Raw genomic sequence first — 12,559 nt, forward strand, 5'->3', positions numbered from 1 at the left:
GGCTGACGCGGTCTCAGCGCTCCTGGGCGGAACGCCCCGGGCGGTCGTGCGGTGGCCCGGGCGGGTCCGCGGACCCGTCCTCCTGGCCTCGGCCGTCCGAAGTCTGGGGTACTGCGGAGCCGGTCCCGTCGGCGGGCGCCCCGGTCCGGCCGGAGCGGTTGGCCCGCTCGGTCTCGATCAGCTCGTTCAGCCAGCGGACCTCGCGCTCCACCGACTCCAGTCCGTGCCGCTGCAGTTCGACCGTGTAGTCGTCGAACCGCTCGCGGGCCCGGGCCAGCGAGTTGCGCATCCGCTCCAGGCGCTCCTCCAGCCGGCTGCGGCGGCCCTCCAGGACGCGCATCCGCACGGCCCGGTCGGTCTGACCGAAGAAGGCGAAGTGCACACCGAAGTGCTCGTCCTCCCAGGCGTCCGGGCCGGCGTCGGCGAGCAGCTCCTCGAAACGCTGCTTGCCCTCGGCGGACAGCCGGTAGACGATCTTGGACCGCTTGCCGTTGAGCGCGGTGGCCGGCACGTACTCGACGTCCGGGTTGTCCTCGACCAGGAAACCCTGGGCCACCAGGCTCTTCAGACAGGGGTAGAGCGTCCCGTACGAGAAGGCGCGGAACGAGCCGAGCAGGACATTGAGCCTCTTGCGCAGCTCGTAACCGTGCATCGGGGCGTCGTGGAGCAGTCCGAGAACGGCGAACTCCAGCACTCCTGAGCGTCTGCCCACTGCCTTCGTCCTCCCCTCTCCGGTCGGTCCGCGACCCGCCTCGATCGGCGTTATGCCGTTCCGATGTATCGGCTCGATATATCGAGAACAGTAAGCCTGGGTCCGCGCAGGGGCAAGGGGGACGCGCGTGAAGGTGATCACAAGACGACGCGCGGGTGTGCTTGGCAACGGGCGTGTAATGATCTGTTGCCGTTTTGCGGTTATTGGCGATTGATGCCCGATTAGTTCGGATTCGGAGCTGCGTACGCTGTCGCGTGTGCACGAGGACCACCTCCGGGGTTAGGGCGGTTACGGGCATCGGACGTGGACCCTGCCTTCAGGCTCGACCGGCCTGGCGAGGAGTAGCTGGAAGATGAGCGAACGACGGCGCAGGTCGCCCGGCGGCGACGGTCGCCCGCCGGGTGACGGCAACGGACGGTCGGAAGGAGCCGGGCGCGACGAGCTGGGCTCGGCGGGTCTGGGCCGACGGCGCCCGCCGGGTACGCGGGACACCGCCCAGCAGCCCCGGATGACCCGTGCCGAGATGCGGAAGGCCGCCCAGAAGGGCGGGCGCCGCGGGGACGGGACGGCCGCCGGTGGCGCGGCCGCCGCCGGGGGCGGCACCCCCGGCAAGAAGCGGTTCATCGACTACCCGCGCTTCGGCAAGCAGGGCGTCCGCCGCTGGCTGCCCTCCTGGCGGCAGTGGCTGAGCGCCGTGCTGCTCTTCGCCGCGGTCTGCGTGGGGGCGGTCTTCTACGTCTACCAGAGCACCAAGATCCCGCCGCTGAACGCCCTGGTGAACGACCAGAACAACATCTACTACTGGGCCGACGGCACCGAGATGGTCCGCAAGGGCGAGACCAACCGGCAGATCGTCGAACTGGGCGACATCTCGCCCAACCTCCAGAACGCGGTCATCGCGGCGGAGAACGAGACCTTCCGCACGGACAGCGGCATCGACCCCAAGGGCATGCTGCGCGCGGTGGTCAACATGGCGAAGGGCGGCCAGACCCAGGGCGCCTCGACCATCACCCAGCAGTACGTCAAGAACGCCTATCTGACCCAGGAGCAGACTCTCAGCCGCAAGGTGAAGGAGTTCTTCATCACCCTGAAGGTCAATCAGGAGTACGAGAAGCCCGACATCCTCAAGGGCTACCTCAACACCAGCTGGTTCGGCCGGGGCGCGACCGGCGCCCAGGCCGCCGCGCAGGCGTACTACGGCGTCAACGCCAAGGACCTCGACCTGTGCCAGAGCGCCATGCTGGCCGCCCTGCTCAAGGGCGCGTCGTACTACGACCCGACCATCAAGGCGAACCAGGCCCGCGCCGAGGAGCGCTGGAAGTGGATCCTCGACCGGATGGTGGAGACCAAGAACACCACCGCCGAGGAGCGGGCGAAGTGCACCGCCTTCCCCACCCCGATCAAGCAGGTCCCGTCGGCCAATATGAACGGTCAGATCAGCTACATGGTCGAGACCGCCAACAAGTACGTGATGGCCAAGGACCCGACGATCGACCAGCGGGCGATCGACAAGGGCGGCTTCAAGATCTACACGACCTTCCAGAAGGAAAAGGTCGACGCCCTGAAGAAGGCCGTGGACGACGTCAAGGCGGAGACCCTCAACGTCCAGAAGCGCCCGAACAACGACAACTTCGTCCAGTTCGGAGCCTCCAGCATCGTCCCCGGTGACGGCGCGATCGTCGCCATCTACGGCGGCGAGGGCGTGGAGAACGGGAACTTCGGCAACAACGCCGACGCCCAGGGCGTCCAGGTCGGCTCGACCTTCAAGCCCTTCGTGCTGGCCACCGCCATGCAGTCCGGCGTGCTGACCGCGACCGACGACAAGGGCAAGCCCAAGCGGATCAACGCCGACAGCCGCTACCTGTCCGACGACCTCTCGGAGATCCGCAAGCCGGACGGCTCGCTGCTGCTCGGCGACGACGGCAAGCCGTACCGGCAGAAGAACGAGGAGAAGGGCAAGCGCGGCTACGTCTCGCTGCGGATGGCCATGCAGTACTCCTACAACGTGCCCTTCGTGCAGTTGAACCAGGACGTCGGCGGCCAGAACGTGATGCAGATCGCCGAGGCGCTGGGCATCCGCAAGGAGAGCATCGAGAAGGAGTCGAAGACGGCGACCTTCCCGCTCGGCGTCTCCACCGTCAGCCCGATCCGGATGGCCGACGCCTACGCGACCTTCGCCGCCAGCGGCAAGCAGGCCGAGCCCTACTCGGTCACCAAGGTCCTGGTGGACGGCAAGGAGCGGGCCGGCTTCGGCAAGCACGAGACCAAGCAGGCGGTGGAGGCGGTGGTCGCCGACAACATCACCGACGTGCTGGTGAACGTGGCGCAGAACGGTACCGGTAAGAAGACCAACACCCTCGGCCGCCCGGTGGCCGGCAAGACCGGTACCACCGACGAGAACAAGTCGGCCTGGTGGGTCGGCTACACCCCGCAGCTGGCCACCAGCGTGGCGATGTGGCGCGAGGACCCGAACGCGCACGAGCGGCTCTCGCTGAACGGCACCGGCGGCAAGGACTCGGTGCACGGTGGTGACGTCCCCGCGGACGTCTTCACCCGGTACATGAAGGCCGCGCTGGCCAACGAGAAGAAGCTGAACTTCCCGACCCCGCAGCCGGTCGGCTCGCAGGTCGACTCCTCGGGCGCGCCGAGCACGGCGAGCGCGGTGCCGACCCCGACCACGAGCGAGACCGTGACCGCTCCCCCGGTCGACCCGAACGCCGGTCAGCCGACCCAGCCGCCGGTCACCCAGGGGCCGGCCTGCGTCCCGGGCGTCGACTGCCCGGGCACGGTGCCCACCCAGCCCGGCCCGACCAAGACCAACCCGAACCCGGGCGGCGGGACGACCGGTGGCGGCGGTACCAACGGCGGCGGTACCAACGGTGGCGGCACCAACGGCGGCACGACCGGTGGTGGCGGTACCAACGGCGGTACGACCGGCGGTGGCGGTACGACCGGCGGTGGCACCACGCCCTCGCCCAGCTGCCTGCTCGGTCCGATCGGCTGCAGCACGCCGACCCAGCCGACGACCCCGACCACCGACCCGGGCGGCGGGGCCGGCGGCGGTGCGGGCGGTGCGACCGGTGGCCCGACCACCAGGCCGCCCAAGCCGTCCACCTCGCCCTCGCCGGGCGGCGGCAGCGTCGCGGTGCCGTAGGACACGGTGACCGGAACGGCGGTGGCAGGCTCTCGGGAGCCTGCCACCGCCGTTTCGCCGTATTCGGAGCGATTCGTGCCGGTACCCGGGCCCCGGGAGGGTGGCCGGGGCCGGTCCCGGCCACCGGGGTCCGGGGAAAAGGGGCAGGGGCCTCCTCGTACGGGCGGGCGGGGTGCGGCAGGATGTCCGCCATGACGTCCAGCACTCGTGAGGAAGAGGACCGGGCCGCGCCGGCGGCCGGTCCGCAGGCCAACACCGTGGTGGTGCCGGCGGACGAGGACCCGGTCGCGGCCGCCGGCAGCGAGGTGATCGGCGGTCCGCCCGGACGGCGCGCCCTGCTCGGCGTCTCCTGGTGGATCCCGGCCCGCTTCCTGGCGCTGGTGGTGATCGTGGTCTCGGTGCTGGGCATGGCGCAGAAGCTGCCCTGCTACAACGCCGCCTGGTTCCAGCCCGGCTCGCCGCAGTACGTGCACGCCTGTTACAGCGACATCCCGCACCTGTTCTCCGGGCGCGGCTTCGCGGCCGGACTGCACCCCTACGTGGACCGGATCCCGGGCACCTCCGGGGATCTGCAGTTCCTGGAGTACCCGGTGCTGACCGGCCTGTTCATGCAGGTCTCGGCCTGGCTGACGCCCGGCGGCGGCGCCCTCCAGGACCAGGAGCGCTGGTTCTGGACCATCAACGCGGGCCTGCTGATGGCCTGCGCGGTGGTCGCCGTGGTCGCGCTCTCCCGCACCCACCGGCGCCGCCCCTGGGACGCGCTGATGTTCGCCCTGGCGCCGGTGCTGCTGCTCAACGCCACCGTCAACTGGGACCTGCTGGCGGTCGCGCTGGCCGCCGTCGCGCTCGCCTGGTGGTCCGGCTCGCGACCGCTCTGGGCCGGTGTGTTCATCGGGCTCGCCACCGCGGCCAAGCTCTACCCGTTGCTGCTGCTCGGCCCACTGGTGGTGCTCTGCTGGCGGGCCGGGCGCGGGCGCGACCTGCGGGCACTGCTCGGCGGCGCGGTCGGCGCCTGGCTGCTGGTCAACCTGCCGATCATGATGGCGAACTGGCAGGGCTGGTCGACCTTCTACGTCTTCAGCAAGCACCGCACCGAGGACTACGGCTCGCTGTGGCTGATCCTGATGCAGAACCGCGGCGTCGGACTGGCGAACCTCGACACCTTCATCGCCGTCCTGATGCTGCTGAGCTGCGCGGGGATAGCGTGGCTCGGGCTCGCGGCGCCCCGCCGGCCGAGGGTGGTCCAGCTGGCCTTCCTGGTGGTGGCCGCGTTCGTGCTCCTCAACAAGGTGTACTCGCCGCAGTACGTGCTCTGGCTGCTGCCGCTGGCGGTGCTGGCCCGGCCGCGCTGGCGGGACATCCTGATCTGGCAGGCCTGCGAGGTGCTCTACACCCTGGGCATCTGGTCCCACCTGGGCTTCGTCACCGGCGCCAAGCAGCACGGCCTCGGCGAGTCCTGGTACCACTTCGCGATCGTGCTGCACCTGCTCGGCACGCTCTACCTGGTGGGCCTGGTAATCCGCGACATCCTGCTGCCGGACCGCGACCCGGTCCGCTGGGACGGCAGTGACGACCCGTCCGGAGGGGTGCTCGACGGGGCCCCGGACGTGTTCGTGCTCGGCAGCGCCCGCCGGCTGCGCGAGGAGGAGAGCTACGCCGGGTACGCGCCGGCCGGCCCCGAGGCGTGGCTGGAGGAGCCGCCCGCCGCGGAACCGGCCGAGAAGGTCTGACCGGGTCGGCCCCCGCGGGGGCCGACCCCGGCCTCAGCGGTCGACCACGCGGTCGAAGTGCGTGGTGGTGTGCCGGACCTGGAGGCCCAGCTCGTCGCCGATCACCGGCGGCTCGCTCTCGCCGTCCAGGAGCAGCAGCGACACCTGCATGTGCGGCGGCTCGGCGAACCAGAGCTGCTTGCCCGCCCAGTGGTACGGCGACTTGGTCTTGTTCACGGTGGCCAGACCGGCCCGGGCGATGCCCTTGGCCCGCGAGGACATGCCCTGGACGTACTTGGGCGCCTCCAGGCCGATGCCGTGCGCGGTGCCGCCCGCGACCACCAGCAGGTGGCCGTCGGCCGGCGCCGGGTGCTGGCGGTAGCCGTAGCGGTCGCCCTTCTTGACCGGGGTCACGTCCAGCACCGTGGCCCTGACCTCCAGCGCGCCGTGGTCGCCCAGCCAGAGCCGGGTGCCGATCCGGGCCCGGAAGACGGTGCCGGGGAAGCGCTGGGCCAGCTGCTCCATGCCCGCCGCGCCGAGGTGGCTGACGAAGACGGTGTGCACCGGGAGACCGGCGGCCCGGGCGGTCTCCACCCAGTACGCGACCTCGTCGACCGGGCTGGAGCCGTCCGGCCGGTCCATCGGCAGGTGCAGCGCCAGGCCCTCGAAGGCGATGCCGTCCAGCTCGGCGGCGACCGCCGGGAGGTCGGCCGCCGAGACGCCGTGCCGGCGCATGGTGGTCATGCACTCCAGCACGACCCGGGCGCCGTGCAGCGCCCGCACGCCGGCCACGTTGGCCACCGTCCGGATCACCCGGGCGTGCGGCAGCGGGAGCGCCTCCTCGCCCACCCGGTAGGGAGTGAGCACCAGCAGCTCGCCGCCGTACCAGTCGGCCGCGTCGGCGGCCTCGTAGGCGGTGCCGACGGCCAGCACGCCGGTGCCGAGGAGGGTCGCCTCCTCGGCCAGGCGGTGGTTGCCCAGTCCGTAGCCGTTGCCCTTCGCCACCGGCACCAGGCCGGGGAACTCGGCCAGGACGGAGCGCTGGTGGGTACGCCAGCGTTCGGTGTCGAGATAGAGCGACAGCGTCATCGGGTCATCTCCCAGGGGGTGTTGGGCACGGCGGCTCGGGGGCTCGGCGGGGTGCTGCTCAGCGGCGCGACATGTAGAGGTCGAGGGCCTTGTGCAGCAGCTTGTTGAGCGGGAAGTCCCACTCGCCGAGGTACTCGGCGGCCTGGCCGCCGGTGCCGACCTTGAACTGGATCAGGCCGAACAGGTGGTCGTTCTCGTCCAGGGTGTCGGAGATGCCGCGGAGGTCGTACACACCGCCGCCCAGTGCGTAGGAGTCGCGCATCATCCGCCACTGGATCGCGTTGGACGGCTTGACCTCGCGCTTGTGGTTGGCCGAGGCGCCGTAGGAGTACCAGACGTGCTCGCCGACGACCAGCATCGTGGTCGCCGCCAGCGGCTCGCCCTCGTGGTAGGCGATGTACAGGCGCATCCGGTTCGGGTCCTCGGCGGTGAGGGCGTTCCACATGCGCTGGAAGTACGACAGCGGGCGCGGGGTGAACTTGTCGCGCTCGGCGGTCACCAGGTAGAGCTGGTGGAAGATCGGCAGCTCGTCGTAGCCGCCCTGGACCACCTCGACGCCGCTCTTCTCGGCCTTCTTGATGTTGCGGCGCCAGAGCTGGTTGAAGCCCTTCTGGATGTCGTCCAGCGAGCGGTTGGCCAGCGGCACCTGGAAGACGTAGCGCGGCTGGACGTCGCCGAAGCCGGCGCCGCCGTCCTCGCCCTGGAGCCAGCCGGCCTTGCGCAGCCGGTCGGCGACCTCGAAGGCGCGCGGCTCGTACCAGTCGGCCTCGATGTCGCGCAGGCGCTTCGCCTCCTTGCCGGCGATGGCCTCCTTGATGGTCGGGGCGTTCCAGCGGCGGATGACCACCGGCGGGCCCATCTTCACCGAGAAGGCGCCCTGGGACTTCAGGTGGGCGAGCATCGGCTGCAGCCAGCGGTCGAGGTCGCGGTCGAACCAGTCGATCACCGGGCCCTCGGGCAGGTAGGCGAGGTAGCGCTTGACCTTGGGCAGCTGGCGGTAGAGCACCAGGCCGGCGCCGACGAGCTGGTTGTTCTGGTCGAACCAGCCGATCGACTCGGTGCGCCACTCGGCCTTCACGTCGCCCCAGGACGGCACCTGCATGTGGCTGGCCGAGGCGCGGCTCCTGATGAAGGCGAGGTGCTCCTCGCGGGTGATCGTCCTCAGGCGCAGGCTCATGCTCGGTGCTCCTCGTCGGTCGGGCTGCGGTGGGCCCCGTGTTCTCGGGCTGACCCTATCGTCCGGGGTTCCTCCGGCCGTGGGTCCCGTCGGCTGCTGGGCTCGCCGCGGTGGATCTCGTCCGCCGCGGGTCGTCCGCCGCGGCCGTCTGCTGCGGTGGTCTGCTGCGGTGGTCTGCTGAGGGCACGGCGGCGCCCCCGCGGCGTACCGGTCCGTCGAAGACAGATACGCCGCGGGGGCGCCGGGGGTTCCTTACGGGGTGGGGCTAGCCCCAGAGCCCGCCGCGGGCGATACCGAGGTAGAAGCCGATCGCCGAGGCGCCGAGCGTGATCATCAGGACGAAGCGCTCGGCCGTGGTCACGGAGATGTACATCCCCAGCAGGCCGGTGACGATCCCGAACAGGCCGGTCCACGAGGTCAGCAGATGCAGGTTGTGGAAGAACGAGGTGGTGAAGGCGATCACGCCCAGTACGGCGGTGACGCCGACCAGGGTGTTCTCGCGGGGGTGCGGGTGGCCGTCGGTGTTCAGGGTGAGGGCAGGCATGCGGTGGACGGTCTGGGCCATGTGTCCCACCTCCTGGCGTGGAGACGAACGAGCAGGAAACCCGTTCCGTCCAGATTGCGGCGGTTGGGTCGGTCTCACAACCCCTATGCGTTTTGTTCGTCCGTCCGGGTGCGGGTAGGGTGGGTCGTCTGCACTGGTGTAGCTGTGCCCTCCGCTGCCCTCTTTCGGGTGAACGGGGACGGGCTGTCCGACCCGGCCGCTACGGTGGCCGAAGTCGGCACTGCACCGGTGTCGACGCTGCACAACCCTCCTGCCACGGAGAGACCGTGGCCGTTGAGTCCAAAGGAGGTGGGTTACTCATGCGTCACTACGAGGTGATGGTCATCCTCGACCCCTCGGTCGAGGAGCGCGCCGTTTCCCCCCTGATCGAGAGCTTCCTGGCTGTCGTCCGCAACGCGGGCGGCAAGGTCGAGAAGGTCGACACCTGGGGTCGCCGCCGTCTGGCCTACGAGATCAACAAGCAGTCCGAGGGCATCTACTCGGTCATCGACCTCCAGGCCACGCCTGAGGTCGTCAAGGAGCTCGACCGCCAGATGGGCCTGAGCGAGTCGGTTCTGCGGACCAAGGTCCTGCGCCCGGACACCCACTGAGCCACCTCTGAGGCCTTCGGGTCTCGGGTAGCTCGCGTCCGCTGTTTCACGTGAAACAGCGGTGAACGGACATCTTCCCGAGAGGTCATCACCACATGGCAGGCGAGACCGTCATCACCCTCGTCGGCAATCTCGTCGACGACCCCGAGCTGCGCTTCACCCCGTCGGGTGCGGCGGTCGCGAAGTTCCGCATCGCGTCCACCCCCCGCACCTTCGACCGTCAGACGAACGAGTGGAAGGACGGCGAGAGCCTCTTCCTCACGTGCAACGTCTGGCGGCAGCCGGCGGAGAACGTGGCCGAGTCGCTGCAGCGCGGCATGCGCGTCATCGTGCAGGGCCGACTGCGCCAGCGGTCTTACGAGACCAAGGAAGGCGAGAAGCGGACGGTCTTCGAGGTCGAGGTCGACGAGGTCGGTCCGAGCCTGCGCTCGGCGACCGCGAAGGTCACCCGGGCCAACCGGTCCGGTGGTCCCGGCGGCGCCCCCGGCGGCGGCGGCTTCGGCGGCGGCCCTCAGGGCGGCGGCCAGGGCGGCGGCAACTGGGGCGGCGGTGGCGGCCAGCAGGGTGGCGGCTGGGGTGGAAACTCCGGTGGCCAGTCCGGCCCCTCCGACGACCCGTGGGCGTCCAGCGCTCCCTCTGGTGGAAACCAGGGCGGCGGCAGCTGGGGTGCCCCGGCCGGTGGCGGCTTCTCGGAAGAGCCCCCGTTCTAAGAGCTGACAGATTTCGTGCGGCCAGGGGCCCGGCGTCGTGAGACGCCGGCCCGGTCGTGAACCCAATGGAGCACACAATGGCGAAGCCGCCTGCTCGCAAGCCGAAGAAGAAGGTTTGCGTCTTCTGCAAGGACAAGGTCAACTACGTTGACTACAAGGACACGAACCTGCTGCGGAAGTTCATCTCCGACCGTGGCAAGATCCGTGCCCGCCGGGTCACCGGCAACTGCACCCAGCACCAGCGTGACGTCGCCACGGCCGTGAAGAACAGCCGTGAGATGGCGCTGCTGCCCTACACCAGCACCGCGCGCTAAGAGAGGGTGACCGAATAATGAAGATCATCCTCACTCACGAGGTGCCGGGTCTCGGCTCCGCCGGCGAGGTCGTCGAGGTCAAGGACGGCTACGCCCGCAACTACCTGGTCCCGCGTGGCTACGCCATCCGCTGGACCAAGGGTGGTCAGAAGGACGTCGACGCCATCCGTCGCGCCCGCAAGATCCACCAGATCCAGACCCTCGAGGCCGCCAACGAGGTCAAGGGCAAGCTCGAGGGCGTCCAGGTCAAGCTGGCCGTTCGCTCGGGCGACGCCGGCCGTCTGTTCGGCTCGGTGACCCAGGCCGACGTCGTCGAGGCCATCAAGGCCGCCGGCGGCCCGGCGGTCGACAAGCGCGCCGTCGCGATCGCCTCGCCGATCAAGACCGTGGGTACCCACAAGGTCTCGGTCAAGCTGCACTCGGACGTCCAGGCCAACCTGGACATCGCCGTCGTCGCCGCCTGATCAGCGACAACGCCGTAGCAGTGGCCGCAGGGCCGGTCTCCCCCTCGGGGGAGGCCGGCCCTCGGTCGTTCCGGGGGCCGGCCAGGTACGGCGCGGTGCTCCCGGGCTCTGCGGGGGCCGGGGTCTCGGCTCCGGACGGCGCCGGGCCGGGGGCTCAGCTCCGGACGGCGCCGGTGACCAGCCACTTGCCGCCCCGGGCCCGAACGACCAGGAAGCCCGCGCGGACCAGCATGAAGAGGTTCAGCGCCCACCAGAGCCCGGCCAGACCGGTGCCGCTGGCCGGTACCGCGAGCGCGGCCGGGGCGAACACGACGAGCGTGGCGAGCATCGCCAGGGCCAGGTAGGTGCCGTCCCCCGCGCCCATCAGCACGCCGTCCAGGACGTAGACCAGTCCGGAGACCGGCTGGCAGAGCGCGAGCAGCAGCAGGACGGTGTTCAGCTCCTGCTGCACGGCCGGGTCCGGGGTGAACAGCGGGACGTACAGCGGCCGGGCGACCACGACCAGCACGCCCAGCACCGCCCCGGCGCCGACGCCCCACTCGATCATCCGCCGGGTGGCCGCCCGGGTGCCCGGGACGTCCGAGGCCCCCAGGTAGCGGCCGATGATGGCCTGGCCGGCGATCGCGATGGAGTCCAGCGCGAAGGCGATGAACAGCAGCACCGTCATCGCGATCTGGTGGGCGGCGATCTCCTTGTCGCCGAGCCCGGCGGCCACCGCGGTGGCGATCATCAGGATCGCGCGCAGGCTCAGGGTGCGGACCATCAGCGGCCCGCCGGCCCGGGCGCTCGCGCGTATCCCGGCGGCGTCCGGCCGGAGCGAGGCGCGCTCCCGGCGGGCCCCGCGCACCACCACGAACACGTAGACGGCGGCCATGCCGGTCTGGGCGATCACCGTGCCCCAGGCCGAGCCGGCCACCCCGAGCCCGGCGCCGTAGACCAGGCCGACGTTCAGCCCGAGGTTGGCGGCGAACCCGGCCACGGCCACGTACAGCGGGGTCCGGGTGTCCTGGAGGCCGCGCAGCACTCCGGTGGCGGCCATCACCATGAGGACGGCCGGGATGCCGAGCGCGCTGATCCGCAGATAGGTCACCGCGTACGGGGCGGCGGTCGCCGAGGCGCCGAGGGCGTCGGCCACCCGGGGGGCGAGCAGCAGGGTCAGCGCGACCACGGCGGCGGAGAGCGCCAGGGCCAGCCAGATGCCGTCGATGCCCTGCTGGATCGCGGCCCGGCGGTCCCCGGCGCCGATCCGGCGGGCGACCGCGGCGGTGGTGGCGTAGGCGAGGAAGACGAAGACCCCGGTCGCGGTGGTGAGGGCGGCCGAGGCGACGCCGACACCGGCCAGCTGGGCCGTGCCGAGGTGGCCGACGATGGCGGAGTCGGCCATCAGGAAGAGCGGCTCGGCGACCAGGGCGCCGAAGGCGGGGACGGCGAGGGCGAGGATCTCCCGGTCGTGGCGGCGGCGGTCGGCGGTGAGGGTCATGGGGTCCAGGCTACTCATCCACAGGTAAGTGCCGCCAGGGGATTGCACAGCTTACTCGTACGCCTGGGCGACTGGGCCGTCCGGGTCTGTGTCCACCGCCACCCGACTGTGTGTGAAGAATTTCTCATGCACAGGCCCTGGAGGAGGGAATCCCAGGTCAGCGAGTTGACGGTGGATCGATGGTCTGGTTATCCACAGGGCTTTCCACAGGGGCGTCCACAGGTTTGCGGTACTTCTCCACAGCCATCGGGCGCTCGTCCACACCCCCTGTGGATAACCGCCTTGGCCGAAAGGCTCCCGGCGCCTTAGCGTGGGGCCTCCGGCCGACACTCCCACCCGCCCCGGCGTCCGATTTGTCGGTGCGGTGGCGTAGAAATGCGGTGGCGGGGAGTCGGGCTCCGCTCCCTCCCGGCCGCCACCGGCAAGGCCCGCTCCAACTCGCACCACTCGCTGATCGGGGAACACGCGTGACCGGCCCCCAGTACGACGACCACGACGCCCCGCCCCCGCCGGAGGACGACTGGCAGGGTGCCGACGACCCCTTCCCGGTCGGTGCCTTCGCCGACGCCCCCTTCCCGGACGGTCCCGGCGACCG

11 protein-coding genes are annotated in these 12,559 nt (G+C 70.7%); 6 read left to right on the plus strand and 5 right to left on the minus strand.

Annotated elements, in window-relative coordinates; translation table 11 throughout:
* Positions 1–13: 13 nt before the first annotated feature.
* Positions 14–712: a PadR family transcriptional regulator gene (locus ACW14Y_RS21495; RefSeq protein ID WP_340631109.1), complete on the minus strand. Its 699-nt coding sequence runs from the start codon at positions 710–712 to the stop codon at positions 14–16.
* Positions 713–1,064: 352 nt separating this feature from the next.
* Between ACW14Y_RS21495 and ACW14Y_RS21500 the strand changes: the two genes are divergently transcribed.
* Both ACW14Y_RS21500 and ACW14Y_RS21505 read left to right on the plus strand, forming a co-directional pair.
* Entirely contained in the window at positions 1,065–3,866 is a 2,802-nt protein-coding gene (locus ACW14Y_RS21500; RefSeq protein ID WP_456982983.1) for a transglycosylase domain-containing protein, read from the plus strand.
* 191 nt (positions 3,867–4,057) lie between these two features.
* On the plus strand, positions 4,058–5,596 hold the full coding sequence (locus ACW14Y_RS21505) for a glycosyltransferase family 87 protein (protein WP_380308111.1): 1,539 nt from the start codon (positions 4,058–4,060) through the stop codon (positions 5,594–5,596).
* Between the two features lie 33 nt (positions 5,597–5,629).
* Here ACW14Y_RS21505 and ACW14Y_RS21510 read toward each other — a convergent pair whose 3' ends face one another.
* The 3 genes from ACW14Y_RS21510 to ACW14Y_RS21520 form a co-directional block, all read right to left on the minus strand.
* Positions 5,630–6,664 (minus strand): alanine racemase, encoded by a 1,035-nt coding sequence (locus tag ACW14Y_RS21510; RefSeq protein WP_380308113.1) that lies wholly within the window; start codon positions 6,662–6,664, stop codon positions 5,630–5,632.
* A 58-nt stretch (positions 6,665–6,722) separates the two neighbouring features.
* Positions 6,723–7,841, minus strand: coding sequence for a lipid II:glycine glycyltransferase FemX (locus ACW14Y_RS21515; RefSeq protein WP_045938884.1), 1,119 nt, complete (start codon positions 7,839–7,841; stop codon positions 6,723–6,725).
* Between the two features lie 265 nt (positions 7,842–8,106).
* Positions 8,107–8,406: a hypothetical protein gene (locus ACW14Y_RS21520; RefSeq protein ID WP_380308115.1), complete on the minus strand. Its 300-nt coding sequence runs from the start codon at positions 8,404–8,406 to the stop codon at positions 8,107–8,109.
* A 299-nt stretch (positions 8,407–8,705) separates the two neighbouring features.
* On the opposite strand from ACW14Y_RS21520, the gene rpsF reads away from it, so the two are divergent.
* The 4 genes from rpsF to rplI all read left to right on the plus strand — a co-directional run bounded on the left by rpsF (position 8,706) and on the right by rplI (position 10,484).
* A complete protein-coding gene (gene rpsF, locus ACW14Y_RS21525) occupies positions 8,706–8,996 on the plus strand; it encodes a 30S ribosomal protein S6 (RefSeq protein ID WP_030304539.1) in 291 nt (96 codons plus the stop codon).
* A gap of 95 nt (positions 8,997–9,091) precedes the next feature.
* Positions 9,092–9,706 carry a single-stranded DNA-binding protein gene (locus tag ACW14Y_RS21530; protein WP_380308117.1) on the plus strand — a complete coding sequence of 205 codons (615 nt, stop codon included), beginning with the start codon at positions 9,092–9,094 and terminating at the stop codon, positions 9,704–9,706.
* Positions 9,707–9,783: 77 nt separating this feature from the next.
* On the plus strand, positions 9,784–10,020 hold the full coding sequence (gene rpsR / locus ACW14Y_RS21535; protein ID WP_030304537.1) for a 30S ribosomal protein S18: 237 nt from the start codon (positions 9,784–9,786) through the stop codon (positions 10,018–10,020).
* Between the two features lie 17 nt (positions 10,021–10,037).
* Positions 10,038–10,484 carry a 50S ribosomal protein L9 gene (rplI, locus tag ACW14Y_RS21540; RefSeq protein ID WP_030392448.1) on the plus strand — a complete coding sequence of 149 codons (447 nt, stop codon included), beginning with the start codon at positions 10,038–10,040 and terminating at the stop codon, positions 10,482–10,484.
* A gap of 154 nt (positions 10,485–10,638) precedes the next feature.
* Here the strand turns inward: rplI and ACW14Y_RS21545 are convergent, their stop codons facing one another.
* The gene (locus tag ACW14Y_RS21545; protein WP_380308120.1) at positions 10,639–11,964 is read right to left on the minus strand and encodes an MATE family efflux transporter; all 1,326 of its coding nucleotides are present in this window, start codon (positions 11,962–11,964) and stop codon (positions 10,639–10,641) included.
* Between the last annotated feature and the right edge of the window lie 595 nt (positions 11,965–12,559).

This window comes from Kitasatospora sp. cg17-2, assembly GCF_054031055.1.

Coding starts and splice junctions, on each gene's coding strand:
- rplI (WP_030392448.1), top strand. CDS start 10,038: ATGAAGATCATCCTCACTCACGAGGTGCCGGGTCTCGGCTCCGCCGGC.
- ACW14Y_RS21500 (WP_456982983.1), top strand. CDS start 1,065: ATGAGCGAACGACGGCGCAGGTCGCCCGGCGGCGACGGTCGCCCGCCG.
- ACW14Y_RS21505 (WP_380308111.1), top strand. CDS start 4,058: ATGACGTCCAGCACTCGTGAGGAAGAGGACCGGGCCGCGCCGGCGGCC.
- ACW14Y_RS21520 (WP_380308115.1), bottom strand. CDS start 8,406: ATGGCCCAGACCGTCCACCGCATGCCTGCCCTCACCCTGAACACCGAC.
- ACW14Y_RS21530 (WP_380308117.1), top strand. CDS start 9,092: ATGGCAGGCGAGACCGTCATCACCCTCGTCGGCAATCTCGTCGACGAC.
- ACW14Y_RS21510 (WP_380308113.1), bottom strand. CDS start 6,664: ATGACGCTGTCGCTCTATCTCGACACCGAACGCTGGCGTACCCACCAG.
- rpsR (WP_030304537.1), top strand. CDS start 9,784: ATGGCGAAGCCGCCTGCTCGCAAGCCGAAGAAGAAGGTTTGCGTCTTC.
- ACW14Y_RS21545 (WP_380308120.1), bottom strand. CDS start 11,964: ATGACCCTCACCGCCGACCGCCGCCGCCACGACCGGGAGATCCTCGCC.
- ACW14Y_RS21515 (WP_045938884.1), bottom strand. CDS start 7,841: ATGAGCCTGCGCCTGAGGACGATCACCCGCGAGGAGCACCTCGCCTTC.
- rpsF (WP_030304539.1), top strand. CDS start 8,706: ATGCGTCACTACGAGGTGATGGTCATCCTCGACCCCTCGGTCGAGGAG.